15 protein-coding genes are annotated in these 14389 nt (G+C 69.1%); 12 read left to right on the forward strand and 3 right to left on the reverse strand.

What is annotated here, in order from left to right:
• The first annotated feature begins 57 nt into the window (after nucleotides 1-57).
• Genes AC07Y4_RS00790 through mnhG form a run of 6 tightly spaced genes read left to right on the forward strand, consistent with a single transcriptional unit; the run spans nucleotide 58 to nucleotide 6184 of the window.
• Complete coding sequence (locus AC07Y4_RS00790; RefSeq protein ID WP_487850196.1) at nucleotides 58-3024, forward strand: monovalent cation/H+ antiporter subunit A; 2967 nt, start codon at nucleotides 58-60, stop codon at nucleotides 3022-3024.
• Complete coding sequence (locus tag AC07Y4_RS00795; RefSeq protein WP_056582686.1) at nucleotides 3024-3374, forward strand: Na+/H+ antiporter subunit C; 351 nt, start codon at nucleotides 3024-3026, stop codon at nucleotides 3372-3374. Before AC07Y4_RS00790 ends, AC07Y4_RS00795 begins: the two co-directional genes overlap by 1 nt.
• Nucleotides 3371-5074: a monovalent cation/H+ antiporter subunit D gene (locus AC07Y4_RS00800; protein ID WP_095744335.1), complete on the forward strand. Its 1704-nt coding sequence runs from the start codon at nucleotides 3371-3373 to the stop codon at nucleotides 5072-5074. Before AC07Y4_RS00795 ends, AC07Y4_RS00800 begins: the two co-directional genes overlap by 4 nt.
• Nucleotides 5071-5562, forward strand: a complete 492-nt coding sequence (locus AC07Y4_RS00805; RefSeq protein WP_062468688.1) for a Na+/H+ antiporter subunit E — start codon at nucleotides 5071-5073, stop codon at nucleotides 5560-5562. The genes AC07Y4_RS00800 and AC07Y4_RS00805 overlap by 4 nt, the downstream gene beginning before the upstream one ends.
• Complete coding sequence (locus AC07Y4_RS00810) at nucleotides 5559-5837, forward strand: K+/H+ antiporter subunit F (protein ID WP_062468691.1); 279 nt, start codon at nucleotides 5559-5561, stop codon at nucleotides 5835-5837. The genes AC07Y4_RS00805 and AC07Y4_RS00810 overlap by 4 nt, the downstream gene beginning before the upstream one ends.
• The gene (gene mnhG / locus AC07Y4_RS00815; protein ID WP_062468694.1) at nucleotides 5834-6184 is read left to right on the forward strand and encodes a monovalent cation/H(+) antiporter subunit G; all 351 of its coding nucleotides are present in this window, start codon (nucleotides 5834-5836) and stop codon (nucleotides 6182-6184) included. Before AC07Y4_RS00810 ends, mnhG begins: the two co-directional genes overlap by 4 nt.
• A 15-nt stretch (nucleotides 6185-6199) precedes the next feature.
• Here the strand turns inward: mnhG and AC07Y4_RS00820 are convergent, their stop codons facing one another.
• Nucleotides 6200-7195, reverse strand: a complete 996-nt coding sequence (locus AC07Y4_RS00820) for an ABC transporter substrate-binding protein (protein WP_487850195.1) — start codon at nucleotides 7193-7195, stop codon at nucleotides 6200-6202.
• A 119-nt stretch (nucleotides 7196-7314) separates the two neighbouring features.
• Here AC07Y4_RS00820 and AC07Y4_RS00825 point away from each other — a divergent pair, with 119 nt between their 5' ends.
• The 6 genes from AC07Y4_RS00825 to AC07Y4_RS00850 all read left to right on the forward strand — a co-directional run bounded on the left by AC07Y4_RS00825 (nucleotide 7315) and on the right by AC07Y4_RS00850 (nucleotide 12646).
• On the forward strand, nucleotides 7315-7995 hold the full coding sequence (locus AC07Y4_RS00825; protein WP_487850194.1) for a TetR family transcriptional regulator: 681 nt from the start codon (nucleotides 7315-7317) through the stop codon (nucleotides 7993-7995).
• Between the two features lie 83 nt (nucleotides 7996-8078).
• A complete protein-coding gene (locus AC07Y4_RS00830) occupies nucleotides 8079-8891 on the forward strand; it encodes an ABC transporter permease (RefSeq protein WP_095946875.1) in 813 nt (270 codons plus the stop codon).
• Nucleotides 8888-9937: an NAD-dependent epimerase/dehydratase family protein gene (locus AC07Y4_RS00835; protein ID WP_487850193.1), complete on the forward strand. Its 1050-nt coding sequence runs from the start codon at nucleotides 8888-8890 to the stop codon at nucleotides 9935-9937. Before AC07Y4_RS00830 ends, AC07Y4_RS00835 begins: the two co-directional genes overlap by 4 nt.
• A 4-nt stretch (nucleotides 9938-9941) precedes the next feature.
• Nucleotides 9942-10778 (forward strand): GNAT family N-acetyltransferase, encoded by an 837-nt coding sequence (locus AC07Y4_RS00840; RefSeq protein WP_487850192.1) that lies wholly within the window; start codon nucleotides 9942-9944, stop codon nucleotides 10776-10778.
• 12 nt (nucleotides 10779-10790) lie between these two features.
• Nucleotides 10791-11858, forward strand: coding sequence for a dihydrodipicolinate synthase family protein (locus tag AC07Y4_RS00845; RefSeq protein ID WP_487850191.1), 1068 nt, complete (start codon nucleotides 10791-10793; stop codon nucleotides 11856-11858).
• Nucleotides 11855-12646 carry an ABC transporter ATP-binding protein gene (locus AC07Y4_RS00850; protein WP_487850190.1) on the forward strand — a complete coding sequence of 264 codons (792 nt, stop codon included), beginning with the start codon at nucleotides 11855-11857 and terminating at the stop codon, nucleotides 12644-12646. Before AC07Y4_RS00845 ends, AC07Y4_RS00850 begins: the two co-directional genes overlap by 4 nt.
• Before the next feature lie 25 nt (nucleotides 12647-12671).
• Here AC07Y4_RS00850 and AC07Y4_RS00855 read toward each other — a convergent pair whose 3' ends face one another.
• Both AC07Y4_RS00855 and AC07Y4_RS00860 read right to left on the reverse strand, forming a co-directional pair.
• Complete coding sequence (locus AC07Y4_RS00855) at nucleotides 12672-13694, reverse strand: XdhC family protein (RefSeq protein ID WP_487850189.1); 1023 nt, start codon at nucleotides 13692-13694, stop codon at nucleotides 12672-12674.
• A gap of 16 nt (nucleotides 13695-13710) precedes the next feature.
• Nucleotides 13711-14385: an SRPBCC family protein gene (locus tag AC07Y4_RS00860; RefSeq protein ID WP_487850188.1), complete on the reverse strand. Its 675-nt coding sequence runs from the start codon at nucleotides 14383-14385 to the stop codon at nucleotides 13711-13713.
• Between the last annotated feature and the right edge of the window lie 4 nt (nucleotides 14386-14389).

Genomic DNA, 14389 nt, shown 5'->3' on the forward strand with positions numbered 1-14389 from the left:
CTCCTGCGGTTATAGACAGGGGCTCTCCAGAGGGTCGGTCGATAGAATCGACCCCCGATGCCCCTCGCCCTTCTCGTCGCACTCCCCTTTCTTGCCAGCGTGCTGGCCGCGTTGATGCCGTCCAACGCGCGCAACCGGGAGTCGACCCTCGCAGGGCTCGTCGCATTGGGCTGCGCGATCCAGGTCGCCTGGCTCTTTCCGCAGATCGCGCACGGCAACGTGCTGCGCCAGGAGATCGAGTGGCTGCCCGCCCTCGGCCTGAACCTCGTGTTCCGCCTCGACGGCTTCGCGTGGCTGTTCTGCATGCTGGTGCTGGGCATCGGCGCGTTGGTGGTGCTCTATGCGCGCTACTACATGTCGGCCTCCGACCCGGTGCCGCGCTTCTTCTCGTTCTTCCTCGCGTTCATGGGCGCGATGATGGGCGTGGTGCTCTCGGGCAACCTGATCCAGATGGTGCTGTTCTGGGAGCTCACCAGCCTCTTCTCCTTCCTGCTCATCGGCTACTGGCACCACCGGCGCGACGCGCGGCGCGGCGCGCGCATGGCGCTCACCGTCACCGGCGCGGGCGGGCTGTGCCTCTTGGCCGGCGTGCTCGTGCTGGGCCGCATCGTCGGCAGCTACGAGCTCGACATCGTGCTGGCCTCGGGCGACATCATCCGCGCGCACGCGCTGTACCCGGTGGCGCTGGTGCTGATCCTGCTCGGCGCGTTCACCAAGAGCGCGCAGTTCCCGTTCCACTTCTGGCTGCCGCGCGCCATGGCCGCGCCCACGCCGGTGTCGGCCTACCTGCACTCGGCCACCATGGTGAAGCTGGGCGTGTTCCTGATGGCGCGGCTGTGGCCCGTGCTCTCGGGCACCGAGCAGTGGTTCTGGATGGTCGGTGGCGCGGGCGCGATCACGCTGCTGCTGGGCGGCTTCGCGGCCATGTTCCAGCGCGACCTGAAGGCGCTGCTGGCCTACTCGACCATCTCGCACCTGGGCCTCATCACGCTGCTGCTGGGCCTGAACAGCCCGCTGGCGGCGGTGGCGGCCGTCTTCCACGTCATGAACCACGCGACCTTCAAGGCCTCGCTGTTCATGGCGGCCGGCATCATCGACCACGAGACCGGCACGCGCGACATCCGCAAGCTCAGCGGCCTGATGCGCCTCATGCCCATCACGGGCACGCTGGCCATCATCGCCAGCGCCTCGATGGCCGGCGTGCCGCTGCTCAACGGTTTCCTCTCGAAGGAGATGTTCTTCGCCGAGACCGTCTTCATCCAGGCCACGCCCTGGATCGACTTCAGCCTGCCGGTCATCGCCACGCTCGCGGGCATCTTCAGCGTGGCGTATTCGGCGCGCTTCGTGTTCGACGTGTTCTTCGGCCCGCCCTGCGGCCCCGACGTGCCCAAGCCCCCGCACGAGCCGCCGCACTGGATGCGCGTGCCGGTCGAGCTGCTGGTGCTGGTGTGCTTGGTGGTGGGCGTGGCGCCGGCCTGGTCGGTCGGCCCGATGCTCGCGGCCGCGGCCACGCCGGTGGTCGGCGGCACGCTGCCCGTCTACAGCCTGGCCGTGTGGCACGGCTTCAACCTGCCGCTGATGATGAGCTTCGTCGCACTGGCAGGCGGCGCCGTGCTCTACCTGCTGCTGCGTCGCCCGCTGGGCAGCGGGCGCCTGGAGCACACGCCGCTGCTGCACCGCTTCGACGGGCAGGTCATCTTCGAACACCTGATCGCACTGCTGAGCGAAACCGGCCGGCGCAGCCGCCGCCTCTTCGGCACGCGCCGCCTGCAGTGGCAGCTGCTGTGGCTGGTGGTGGTGGCCGTGGCCGGCGCCGCGGCGTCGCTGTGGGCCACGCCGGCCGACCGTGGCACGCGCGAGCTGCTGCCCTTCTCGCCGATGTTCGCGATGACCTGGCTCATCGGCTGCACCTGCGCCGTGGCCGCCGCTTGGCAGGCCAAGTTCCACCGGCTCGCGGCGCTGATGCTGGCCGCGGGCGCCGGGCTGGTCTCGTGCGTCACCTACATCTGGTTCTCGGCGCCCGACCTGGCGCTGACGCAGCTGGTGGTCGAGGCCGTGACCACCGTGCTCATCCTGCTGGGCCTGCGCTGGCTGCCGATGCGCAGCAAGGACGTGGTGCAGCCCGCGCGCATGCGGCTGCGCCCCTGGGGCCGCCGCGGGCGCGACCTGCTGGTGGCCACCATCGCCGGCTGCGGCATGGCGGCACTGGCCTGGGCGATGATGACGCGCACCTTCCCGCAGAGCATCTCGCCCTTCTTCCTCGAGCGCGCGCTCACCGAAGGCGGCGGCACCAACGTGGTCAACGTGATGCTGGTCGACTTCCGCGGCTTCGACACCTTCGGCGAGATCACGGTGCTGGGCATCGTGGCGCTCACCGTGTATGCGCTGCTGCGGCGCTTCCGCCCGGCGATCGAATCGATGGCGCTGCCCATTCAGCAACGGCTGCAGGTCGACGACGGCAGCAGCGACCTGCTGAACCCGCGCCGCGCCACCGACTCCGCCATCGGCTACCTGATGGTGCCGGCCGTGCTGGTGCGCCTCGTGCTGCCGGTGGCCGTGCTGGTGTCGGTGTACTTCTTCATGCGCGGCCACAACGCGCCCGGCGGCGGCTTCGTCGCGGGGCTGGTGATGTCGGTCGCGCTGGTGCTGCAGTTCATCGTCTCGGGCACCGAGTGGGTCGAAGAACACCTGCGCATCTACCCGCGCCGCTGGATCGCCATCGGCCTGCTGTTCGCGCTGGCCACCGGCGGCGGCGCGATCGTGTTCGGCTACCCGTTCCTGACCACGCACACCGCGCACGTGCACGTGCCGCTGCTGGGCGACATGCACGTGCCCAGTGCCCTCTTCTTCGACATCGGCGTGTTCGCGCTGGTGCTCGGCGCCACCATGCTGATCCTGACCGCGCTGGCCCACCAGTCCATCCGAAGCCACCGCTGGGCCGACGAACAAGAAGAGAAAGAAGCGCAGGCCCGCGCGGCCGCCGAAGCCGAAGAGGCTGCCGCCGCCACCGGAGGGGCCCGCTGATGGAAATCGTGCTGGCCATCGCCATCGGCGTGCTCACTGGCTCGGGCGTGTACCTGCTGCTGCGTCCGCGCACCTTCCAGGTCATCATGGGCCTCACGCTCATCTCGTACGCGGTCAACCTGTTCATCTTCAGCATGGGCCGGCTCAAGGTCGACAGCGAGCCGGTGCTGGTCGAAGGCTTCAAGGCCACGCTGGCCAACACGGCCGACCCGATGCCGCAGGCGCTGGTGCTCACGGCCATCGTGATCGGCTTCGCGATGACGGCGCTGTTCCTCGTCGTGATGCTCGCCTCGCGTGGCCTGTCGGGCACCGACCACGTGGACGGTGAAGAGCGGGAGGCCGTCGAATGAACGACCTCCTGCACCTGCTCGACCGCTTCCTCGAGTTCAGCATGCCGCACCTGGTGGCAGTGCCGATCCTCGTGCCCATGCTCACGGCGGCGCTGATGCTGCTGATGAACGAGAACCACCGGCGCACCAAGTCCTTCCTCAGCGTGGTCTCGGGCCTGGTCGGCCTGCTGGCCGCGCTGGCGCTGCTGCGCTGGGTGAACGCGGCCGACACCGGTGGCGGCCCGGGCTCCATCGGCGTGTACCTGCCGGGCAACTGGCGCGCGCCCTTCGGCATCACGCTGGTGGCCGACCGGCTCTCGACCATGATGGTCGCGCTCACGGGCGTGGTGGCCTTCGCGGCCTCGATCTATTCCACCTCGCGCTGGGACCGCGCGGGCGTGCACTTTCATCCGCTGCTGCAGCTGCAGCTCATGGGCCTGAACGGCGCCTTCCTCACGGGCGACCTGTTCAACCTGTTCGTGTTCTTCGAGGTGATGCTGGCCGCCTCGTACGGCCTGCTGCTGCACGGCTCGGGCCGGTTGCGCGTGCGCGCCGGGCTGCACTACATCGCGATCAACCTCGCGGCCTCGTCGCTGTTCCTGATCGGCGCGGCCATCCTGTACGGCGTGACCGGCACGCTCAACATGGCCGACCTGGGTGCGCGCATCGCCGAGCTGGCGCCGGGCGACCGCGGCCTGGTGCACGCGGCCGCGGCCATCCTGGCCACCGCGTTCTTTGCCAAGGCGGGCGCGTGGCCGCTCAACTTCTGGCTGGTGCCGGCCTACAGCGCGGCCGTGTCGCCGGTGGGCGCGGTGTTTGCGCTCCTGACCAAGCTCGGCGTGTACACCGTGCTGCGCCTGTGGACCGTGCTGTTCGCGCCCGACACCGGCGCCTCGGCCGCCTTCGGGCAGGCTGCACTGGTGGGCGTGGGGCTGGCGACGCTGTTCGTCGGCGCCATCGGCATCGTCGGCACGCAGCGGCTGTCGAACCTCGCGGGCTTCAGCGTGCTGGTGTCGGCGGGCACGCTGCTGGCCGCCGTGGGGCTGGGCGACCCCGCCGTGTGGGCGGGCGCGCTGTACTACATGCTGAGCTCGACGCTCGCGGTGGCGGCCTTCTTCCTGCTGATCGACATGATCGAGCGCTGGCGCAACGCGGGCATGAGCGTCGCGCCGCACGAGGCGGCGGGCAACGCACCCTTCCTGGCCGAAGACCTGCGCGCGCTCGACGACGTGAACCTCGACGACGACGCCCAGGCGCTCTACGGCCGCGCCATCCCGGCCGGCGTGGCCTTCCTGGGCCTGAGCTTCATGCTCTGTACCCTGCTGCTGGCGGGCCTGCCGCCGCTGTCGGGCTTTGTCGGCAAGTTCGCGATGCTCTCGGGCCTGCTCGACGGCAGGGCAGTGGCCTCGGCCGGCTGGACCTTCCTGGGCCTGCTGATCGTCTCGGGCTTTCTCTCGCTGATCGCGCTGAGCCGCACCGGCATCCGCCATTTCTGGACGCAGCCCCACGCCACCATGCCCTCGCTGCCCGCGCTCGAGGTGCTGCCGGTGGCCGCCCTGCTCGCAGCCTGCGTGGCGCTGACGGTCTGGGCCGAGCCCGTGATGCAGCACGCGCAAGCCACCGCCGGCGGCCTGCGCACGCCCACCGCGTACCGCAACGCCGTGCTCGGCGCCAAGCAGGTGCCCAACCCGGTGCCCGCGAAAGCGGAGGCGAAGCCATGAAGCGCCTGATGCCGTCCCCGCCGCTGTCGTTCGCGCTGTTCGTCATCTGGCTGCTGCTCAACCAGTCGCTCGAAGCGGCCACGCTGCTGTCGGCCGCGCTGCTCGCCATTGCCGTGCCGCTGATCACCAAGGGCCTGCGCCCCGCCACCGTGCGCATGCGCCGGCCCGGCGTGGCGCTGCGGCTGTCGTTCCTCGTCACCTTCGACATGCTGAAGTCGGCGTACGACGTGGCGCGGCTGCTGCTCACGCGCCGCACCGCCGACATCTCGGCGCGCTTCGTGCAGATTCCGCTGGACATGCGCGACCCCAACGGCCTCGCCGTGCTCGCGATGATCATGTGCCTCACGCCCGGCACGGCCTGGGGCGAGGTGTCGTTCGACCGCACCACGCTGCTGATCCACGTGTTCGACCTCGAGGACGAGGCGGCCTTCATCGCCCTGATCAAGACCCGCTACGAACGTCCGCTGATGGAGATTTTCGAATCATGACGCCTGTTCTCTTCTGGGCCCTGAAGGCCGCGCTCTTCCTGCTGGCCGTGGCGATGCTGTGCGCGCTCTTTCGCCTGCTGGCCGGCCCGTCCGCGCAGGACCGCGTGATGGCGCTCGACTGCCTGTACATCAACGGCATGCTGATGATGCTGGTGCTGGGCATCAACTACGCGAGCAGCGTGTACTTCGAGGCGGCGATGCTGGTGGCGCTGTTCGGCTTCGTGGGATCGACCTCGATCGCCAAGTTCTTGCTGCGCGGGGAGGTGATCGAATGAGCGCCACGGCACTTCCTCTTTGGGCCGAGATCATCACCGCCGTGTTCGCGGTGCTCGGCGCGGCCTTCGCGGCCATCGGCTCCTTCGGCCTGGTGCGCATGCCCACGTTTTTCCGGCGCATCCATGCGCCCACGCTGGGCGCCACGGTGGGCGCCTGGTGCCTGACGGTGGCCACCATCGCCTACTTCTCGGTGCAGGGCTTCAGCCTGTTCCTGCACGCGGTGCTGATCGTGCTGTTCATCGTGCTGACGGCGCCGATCACCACCATCTTTCTGATGCGCGCCGCCCTCTTCCGCGAACGGCAGAAGGGCAACACGAAGGTGCCGCCCTCCTCCGAGTCGCGCTGAAGCGGCGTCTTCCCATCAGTTGGGCGCCATGCGCACGCCCTTGTCGAGGAACTCGTTGGTAAAGAGCGTCGCGGGGTCGTAGGCCTTGTCGATGCCGATCAGCGAAGACACGAGTTCGTAGTCGGCCTTCACGCGCGCACCGTCGAAGGCACCGAGCGCCACCTTGGTGGTGGTGTCGTCGCGCATCAGCTGCTTGATGCGATTCCACTGGTCGCGCTGGTTGTCGGGCGTGAGGCCGCTCACGCTGGCCTGCAGCGCCTGCAGGCAGGGCTCGAAGCTCTTCACGCAGGCGTCGTAGGCGCGCTGGGTCACGGCCACGAACTTCTTCACCTGGCCCGGGTTCTTCGCGAGGTACGGGCCGTTCACGATCAGCGAGTTGCCGTACACGTTCACGCCCGCGTCGCGCCACGGCTGAAAGCCCAGGTCGGCGCCGAACTCGCGCGCCTTCAGGTCGTGCTCGTTGTAGAAGTCGCTGATGATGTCGACCGACTTGCTCTTCAGCGCCGCCACCTTGGCCTGCGGGCTCACGTTGACGAAGGTCACGCTGACCGGGTCGAGCCCCACCTTCTTGGCGAAGGCCGGCCACATGAGGCGCGCGGCGTCGCCGGGCGGGTTGCCGATCTTGCGGCCCGCGAAGTCCTTGGGCCCGTTGATGCCCGAGGACTTGAGCCAGTAGAAGCCCTGCGGGCTGTTGGCGTAGATGACCATCACGGCCTTCACGTCGGCGCCCTTGCCCTTGGCCTGGATCGTGGTGGGCAGGTCGGAAATGCCCAGTTCGCTGCCGCCGGTGCCCACGCGCTGCGCCGACACGGCCGAGCCCTTGCCGGCCTCGATGTTCAGGTCGATGCCCGCCTCGGTGTACCAGCCCTTGGCCTTCGCGAAATAGATCGGCGCATGATCGGCCGTGGGTGTCCAGTTGAGCATCAGGCTCATGGCATCGGCCGCGAACGCGGCAGGGGCCGAGGCCATCAGCAGGGCGGTGGCGCCGGCGGCCGACAACAGCTTTTTCATGCGGATCACTCCAAAAGAAGGTAAAAACAGGTCCTGAAATTTATATTACCAACTGTTTGGTTGACAAGCAATCCAGATCATCCAGACCGCGTAGCCACTGCCGGGAGAATCAAAACACCATGACCGCCACCAGCCCTACCCGCACCGCCCGCAGCACCGTTTCCACGAAACGCGAGCGCGACCCCGTCGCCGCCAAGCAGGCACTCATCTCTGCCGCGGTGGCCGAGTTCGCCACCAAGGGCTTCGCAGGCGCGCGCGTCGACGAGATCGCCGCCAACGCCGGCGTCAACAAGCAGCTCGTGTACCACTACTTCGACAGCAAGCAGGGGCTGTACCTGGTCGCACTCGAATCGGTCTACGCCGAGATCCGCGAGAAGGAACAGAAGCTCACGCTCGACGCGCTCGAGCCGCTCGAAGCCATGAAGCAGCTGGTGGCCTTCTCGTTCGACTACCTGGCCGAGCACCCCGAGTTCATCGCGCTGCTGGCCGACGAGAACCGCAACCACGGCGCGCACCTGCGCGAGTCGGAGCGGCTGCAGAAGATGCACTCGCCCTTCATCGAGATGCTGGAGGCCACGCTCGAGCGCGGCGTGGCCGCGGGCGTGTTCCGGCCCGACTTCGACGCGATCAACCTCTACATCTCGATCGCCGGCATCTCGTATTTCTTCTTCTCCAACAACCACACGCTGTCGGCCATCTTCGGCAAGCCGCTCGACGCGCGCGGCGCGCTGCTGCAGCGGCGCCGGCACGTGATCGAGTTCGCGCTCAACGCCTTGCGCCCCGACAAGGCTGCCGCATGAAAATTATCAACTAGTTGGTTGACTCGGGTCGTGGCGACTCCTATGATTCGCCGCATTGCTTCTTCCCTGACCCAGGAACAGACATGACGGCACCCGACGGCGCGCTGGCGCCCCTCGCTTCCACGCCCCTGTCGGGCGAGCGCCCCGAATGGCAGCGCTGGGCCCTCGTGGTCGCGGTGCATCTGGCGGGCATCGCGCTGTGGGAGCTGGCGGTGCGGGTCTTCGCGATCCAGCCCTTCATCCTGCCGGCGCCCTCGAAGGTGCTGGCCACGCTGGCCAACCCGAACTACAGCTGGCTCAAGAACACCGGCGTCACCGCGCTCGAAGTGTTCGGCGGCTACGCGCTGGGGCTGGTGCTCGGCATTCTTTGCGCGCTGCTCTTCATCACCAGCAAGCGGCTGATGCTGCTGGTGTTCCCGCTGCTGGTCACGCTCAACATGATCCCGAAGGTGGCGATGGGGCCGCTGGTGATCGTGTGGTTCAGCTACGGCATCGGGCCGAACATCCTGATCACGTTCAGCCTGTGCTTCTTCCCGATCCTGCTGACCACCATCCGCGGCCTGAACGAGACCGAGCCCGAGCTGCTCGACCTCGTGCGCGCGCTCAAGGGTTCGCGCTGGCAGCTGTTTCGCTACATCCAGCTGCCGGGCTCGCTGCCGTACGTGTTCTCGGGCATGAAGGTCGCCACCATCCTCGCCGTGGCGGGCGCGGTGGTGGGCGAGTTCATCGCCTCGGAACGAGGCCTGGGCTATCTGATGATCCAGGTCCAGGCCTCGCTGGACACGCCCGCGGTCTTCATGGCCGTGCTGCTCATCACGGGCCTGGGCGTGCTGCTCTATCTGCTGGTGCTTCTGCTGGAGCGCCTCTTCATCACCCAGGACGCAAGAATCCAATGACCTCCACGCCTGTCCTCGACGACCTGCCCTTTCCCGAGCGCTTCGAGAGCGAAGCCGCGCTTGAAGACTACCTGGCCACGCCCTCGCGCGACCTCGTGCGCGACATGGCCCGCCTCGACGGCGACCTGATGATCCTCGGCGTGGGCGGCAAGATGGGCCCCACGCTGGCCCGCCTCGCGAAGAACGCCATGCCCGGTCGCCGCGTGATCGCCGTCGCCCGCTTCAGCGAAGCCGGCGTGCGCGAAGCGCTCGAGGCGCACGGCATCGAGACCATCGCCTGCGACCTGCTCGACCGCGCCGCCATCGCCGCGCTGCCGCCGTGCGCCAACGTGGTGTTCATGGCCGGGCGCAAGTTCGGCGCCGACGCCGACAACCCGCTGACCTGGGCCATGAACGCGCACGTGCCGGCGCTGGTGGCCGAGCACTTCCATGCCTCGCGCATCGTCGCCTTCTCGACCGCCTGCGTGTACCCCTTCGTGCCCGTGACCAGCCAGGGCGCGAGCGAGAGCGACGCGCCCAACCCGCCCGGCGAGTACGCCAACTCGTGCGTAGGCCGCGAGCGCATGTTCGAGTACTTCTCGCAGCGCCACGGCACGCCGGGGCGCCTGTTCCGCCTGAGCTACGCCATCGACCTGCGCTACGGCGTGCTGGCCGACGTGGCGCTCAAGGTGTGGCGCGGCGAGCCGGTCGACGTGACCATGGGCCACGTCAACGTGATCTGGCAGGGCGACGCGAACGCGCAGGCGCTGCGCTGCCTCGCGGCGGCCACCGTGCCGACCTCGCCGCTCAACGTGAGCGGGCCCGAGACCACGTCGATCCGCTGGCTTGCTGAAGAGTTCGCACGCCAGTTCGGCAAGCCCGTGACGATCGCGGGGCAAGAGGCCCCGACCGCCTGGCTCATGAACACCGGCGAGGCCGAGCGCCTCTTCGGCTACCCGCGCGTGCCGCTGGCGCAGCAGATCCGTTGGGTGGCTGACTGGATCTCGCGCGAGCAGCGTCAGTACGGCAAGCCAACGAAATTCGAATCGCGCGACGGCAAGTACTGAGCCCATGACCATGCCCGCCGTCGACACCCTTGCATCGATCACGCCCGGCATCGCCCCGATGCTCGACGCGCTGGTCGCCGCGAGCGGCTGGAACCAGACCGCGCACGACTGGCGGCTGTTCGAGCGGCTCGGCACGTTGCATGGCGTGCGCGATGGCGAGGGCCAGCTCGTCGCCAGCGGCGCAGTGCTGCCGATGGACGACGTGGCCTGGATCAGCATGATCCTCGTGATGCCGGCCGCACGCGGGCAAGGCCTGGGCCGCGCGGTGTTCGCGCGCTGCCTTGAGCAAGTGAAAGCCGCCGGCCTCGTCGCGATGCTCGACGCCACGCCGCAGGGCGAGCCGCTCTACGCGAGCTTCGGCTTCACGCCGCTGTGGCGGCTCACGCGCTGGCAGCGCGAGCCCGCGCCCGCCACCGCATCGCTTGCCACGGACAAACCGGCTCTCGACAACCTGGCGGCGCTCGACGCGCAGGCGCTGGGCTTCGCGCGCCCCGCCGTGCTCGCCGACCTGCTCGGGCGCGACGACAGCCGCTGCGTGCGCAACGGCCTGGGCTTCGGCCTCGTGCGTGCAGGCCGCACCGCGCACCACATCGGACCGTTGCTGTCGTCCGACGAGGCCACGGCCGCCGCGCTGCTGACGCAGGCCGCACGCAGCATCGACGGACGCATCTACATCGACGTGCCCGACGACCGCAAGGCCATGACCACCGCACTGCGCGCTGCCGGCTTCACACCGCAGCGCGGCTTCGCACGCATGGCACTGGCCACGCGCGAGGGCGTGCAGCCGCCCACCGGACACCCCGCCTTCATCCACGCCATCGCCGGCCCCGAGTTCGCCTGAGGACCTTCGCCCATGCCACTGAACCGCTCCGACCTTCCCGCCGACGTGCTTGCGCTGCTGTCGCAAGGCACCGTCATCCCGGCGCACCCGCTCGCGCTCGACGCCGATCGCCAGTTCGACCGCCAGCGCCAGCGCGCGCTCACGCGCTACTACGTCGATGCCGGCGTGGGCGGCCTCGCGGTGGGCGTGCACACCACGCAGTTCGCGATCCGCGAGCGCGGCCTGTACGCCACCGTGCTCGAGGCCGCGATGCAGGACCGCCTGGCCTGGAACGACCGCCCGATGGCGATGATCGCCGGCCTGTGCGGCCCGACCGCGCAGGCGCAGGCAGAGGCGCGCACCGCCGTCTCGCTGGGCTATCACGCGGGGCTGCTGAGCCTGGCGGCGCTGGCCGGCGCGTCGGAAGACGCGCTCATCGCCCACTGCGAGGCGGTGGCGCAGGAGATCCCGCTGATCGGTTTCTACCTGCAGACCGTGGTCGGCGGCCCGATCCTGTCGAGCGACTTCTGGCGCCGCTTCGCGCTCATTCCCAACGCGCTGGCGATCAAGGTCGCGCCCTTCAACCGCTACCGCAGCATCGACGTGGTGCGCGGGCTGGTCGATGCGCGTGCCGAGAAGCGCGTGTTCCTCTACACCGGCAATGACGACCACATCGTGCTCGACCTCGCGCTGCCCTTTGCCGCGATGCGCGACGGCGCGCCCGTGCAGGTGCGCTTTCGCGGCGGCCTGCTGGGCCACTGGTCGGTGTGGACGTCGAGCGCGGTGCACCAGCTGCAGCAGATCAAGGCCGAGCTGGCCGCCAGCGGCGGCGCGCTGAGCCCCGCCCTGCTCGCGCTCGACTCGCGCGTGACCGACTGCAACGCCGCCTTCTTCGACGTGGCGAACAACTTCCACGGCTGCATCGCGGGCTGCCACGAGGTGCTGCGGCGCCAGGGCCTGCTCGAAGGCATCTGGTGCCTCGATCCGGAAGAAGGCTTGGGCAAGGGCCAGTCGGCGGAAATCGACCGCGTCTACCGCCAGCACGGCGACCTGGCCGACGACGCCTTCGTGCGCGACAACCTGGCGCGGTGGCTCGCATGAGCGCCGTGCTGCAACCGCAGGAGTCGATGCCGCTGATCCGCATGCGGCAGCTGCGCAAGGTCTACCGCAAGCGCAACGAAGAATTCCTCGCCGTCTCCGACGTCACGATGGACGTGCATGCGGGCGACATGATCTCGCTGGTCGGTCCCTCGGGCTGCGGCAAGTCGACGCTGCTGAAGATCCTGTCGGGCCTGCACGGCCACGACGGCGGCACGCTCGAAATCGGCGGCCCCGGTGGCACGGGCTTCAATCCGGGCCGCGACGTCGGCATGGTGTTCCAGCAGCCGCTGCTGCTGAAGTGGCGCACCATTCTCGAGAACGTGCTGCTGCCCGCCGACATCCTCGGGCTGGACCGCAAGGCCGCCAAAGCGCGCGCGCACGAGCTGCTCGACATGGTCGGCCTCACGGGCTTCGCCGACAAGCTGCCCTACGAACTCTCGGGCGGCATGCAGCAGCGCGCCGCCATCGCACGCGCGCTCATCCACGACCCGAAGCTGGTGCTCATGGACGAACCCTTCGGCGCGCTCGATGCGCTCACGCGCGAGAAGATGAACCTGGAGATGCTGCGCATCTGGGAGCGCAGCCGCAAGACCTTCATCGTGGTCACGCACAGCATCCAGGAGGCGGTGTTCCTGGGCTCGCACTGCGCCGTGCTCACGGCCGGGCCGGCACGCATGGCCGACTTCTTTCGCATCAATCTGCCCGAGCCGCGCAAGCTGCACGTGAAGACCAGTCCGGAGTTCGGCGAGTACGTGCGCCGCATCTACGACCTGCTGGGCGTGGACTGAGCCCCGCGCAGCAGGTCGGTTCAACTCAGCTGGGCTGCAGCTGCTGGATTTCCTTGGCGCGCGCCACTTCCACTTCGCGCGGCAAGGTCACCGCGTTCTTCACCGCCAGGATTTCCGCCATCACGCTCACCGCGATCTCCGGCGGCGTCTTGCTGCCGATGAAGATGCCGATGGGCCCGCGCAGACGTGCGAGCGACTCGGCCGTCTGGTCGAAGTGTTCGATCATGCGGTCACGCCGCGCATCGGCATTGCGGCGCGAACCGATGGCGCCTACGTAGAAGGCCTCGCTTTGCAGCGCTTCGAGCAGCGCGAGGTCGTCCAGCTTGGGGTCGTGCGTGAGCGCGACCACGCAGCTGCGGCGGTCGGGCTTGAAGGCCAGCACGGCGTCGTCAGGCATCTCGGTGGTGATCGTCACGCCGGACAGCGTCCACGCGGTGCGGTACTCGGCGCGCGGGTCGCACAGCGTCACGGCGAAGCCGCTGAACTTGGCCATGGTCGCCAGGTACTCGGCGAGCTGGCCGGCGCCGATCAGCAGCATGCGGTACTCGGGGCCGAAGGTGTTGGTGAGCTCGGTGTCGTTCACCGTGAGCTCGTCGGGCGCGGTCGCCTCGGCCAGCCGCACCGCGCCGGTGGCCAGCGTCACCGTGCGGCGCATGAGCTTGCCGCGTTCGAGTTCGGCGACCAGCATGTCGAGCGCGTCGGCGTCGGGCGCGTATTCGAGCAACAGCTCGAGCGTGCCGCCACAGGGCAAGCCGAAGCGGTGTGCCTCGTCGGCCGTGATGCCGTACTTGACCAGCGCGGGCGGCGCGCCCAGCGGCACGTCTTCGCCCTTGCCGTGGGCGTGGCTGTAGCGCGCGATCAGGTCGTCCTCGATGCAGCCGCCCGAGACCGAGCCGACCACCGCGCCGTCCTCGGCCAGCGCCATGATCGAGCCCACGGGCCGCGGCGACGAGCCCCAGGTGCGCACCACGGTGGTCAGCAGCGCGCGCTTGCCGGCACGCCGCCAGTCGCGCAGCGTGCGCAGCACCATGACGTCGAGGTTTTCCATGGCAGGACCTTGTGCGTCAGGCGGCGTCGCCCGGGGTAGCGGCGTCCTTGGCGTCCTCGCCGTCCTTCTTGCCGAAGCCCATCTTCTTCATGAGGCCCGACATCACGCCGGCCTTCTCGGCGGGCGCCTCGGCCGCCGCTTCCGCGGGCGGTGCGGGCGGCGGGCCGTAGCGGCTTTGCATCTCGGCCTCGAAGCGCTTGAAGAAATCGTCGGCGGTGGACTTGGCCGCGCCGTCGATCAGGCGCTGGCCGAGCTGGGCGATCTTGCCGCCGACCTGGGCCTGCACGGTGTAGTCGAGTTCGCAGCCGGCAGGAGTCGGAGCCACGGGGGCGGCTTCGGCGACGGGTGCGCTGTCGGCCACGGCCGCGACAGGCGCTGCGTCCGATGCGCCGGCCACCGGCTTGAGCGACACGCTCGACGAGCCCTTGGCAAACCCCGCCACGCCGCCCTGCCCCTCGAAGGTGAGCTTGTAGCCGTCGGGCGCGACGATGTCCGACAGCATCACCTTGCCGCTGAACTTGGCCGACACCGGGCCGATCTTCACGGCCAACGCCACGCTGTAGGTGTTGTCGCCCGTGAGCTCGAACTTGTCGCAGCCGGGGATGCACTTCTTGAGCGTCTCGGGATCGTTGAGCGCGTCCCAGGCCTGTTGTTGGGTGACGCCGAGGCGGCGGTTTCCGAGCATTTCCATGGTG

This window comes from Variovorax sp. GW460-12-1-14-LB1 (assembly GCF_059423605.1).

Excerpts from the sequence above, each read along its gene's own strand:
- AC07Y4_RS00790 (WP_487850196.1), top strand. The coding sequence starts at position 58 with ATGCCCCTCGCCCTTCTCGTCGCACTCCCCTTTCTTGCCAGCGTGCTG.
- AC07Y4_RS00820 (WP_487850195.1), bottom strand. The coding sequence starts at position 7,195 with ATGAAAAAGCTGTTGTCGGCCGCCGGCGCCACCGCCCTGCTGATGGCC.
- AC07Y4_RS00805 (WP_062468688.1), top strand. The coding sequence starts at position 5,071 with ATGAAGCGCCTGATGCCGTCCCCGCCGCTGTCGTTCGCGCTGTTCGTC.
- AC07Y4_RS00845 (WP_487850191.1), top strand. The coding sequence starts at position 10,791 with ATGCCACTGAACCGCTCCGACCTTCCCGCCGACGTGCTTGCGCTGCTG.
- AC07Y4_RS00795 (WP_056582686.1), top strand. The coding sequence starts at position 3,024 with ATGGAAATCGTGCTGGCCATCGCCATCGGCGTGCTCACTGGCTCGGGC.
- AC07Y4_RS00840 (WP_487850192.1), top strand. The coding sequence starts at position 9,942 with ATGACCATGCCCGCCGTCGACACCCTTGCATCGATCACGCCCGGCATC.
- AC07Y4_RS00855 (WP_487850189.1), bottom strand. The coding sequence starts at position 13,694 with ATGGAAAACCTCGACGTCATGGTGCTGCGCACGCTGCGCGACTGGCGG.
- mnhG (WP_062468694.1), top strand. The coding sequence starts at position 5,834 with ATGAGCGCCACGGCACTTCCTCTTTGGGCCGAGATCATCACCGCCGTG.
- AC07Y4_RS00860 (WP_487850188.1), bottom strand. The coding sequence starts at position 14,385 with ATGGAAATGCTCGGAAACCGCCGCCTCGGCGTCACCCAACAACAGGCC.
- AC07Y4_RS00830 (WP_095946875.1), top strand. The coding sequence starts at position 8,079 with ATGACGGCACCCGACGGCGCGCTGGCGCCCCTCGCTTCCACGCCCCTG.
- AC07Y4_RS00825 (WP_487850194.1), top strand. The coding sequence starts at position 7,315 with ATGACCGCCACCAGCCCTACCCGCACCGCCCGCAGCACCGTTTCCACG.
- AC07Y4_RS00835 (WP_487850193.1), top strand. The coding sequence starts at position 8,888 with ATGACCTCCACGCCTGTCCTCGACGACCTGCCCTTTCCCGAGCGCTTC.
- AC07Y4_RS00810 (WP_062468691.1), top strand. The coding sequence starts at position 5,559 with ATGACGCCTGTTCTCTTCTGGGCCCTGAAGGCCGCGCTCTTCCTGCTG.
- AC07Y4_RS00850 (WP_487850190.1), top strand. The coding sequence starts at position 11,855 with ATGAGCGCCGTGCTGCAACCGCAGGAGTCGATGCCGCTGATCCGCATG.
- AC07Y4_RS00800 (WP_095744335.1), top strand. The coding sequence starts at position 3,371 with ATGAACGACCTCCTGCACCTGCTCGACCGCTTCCTCGAGTTCAGCATG.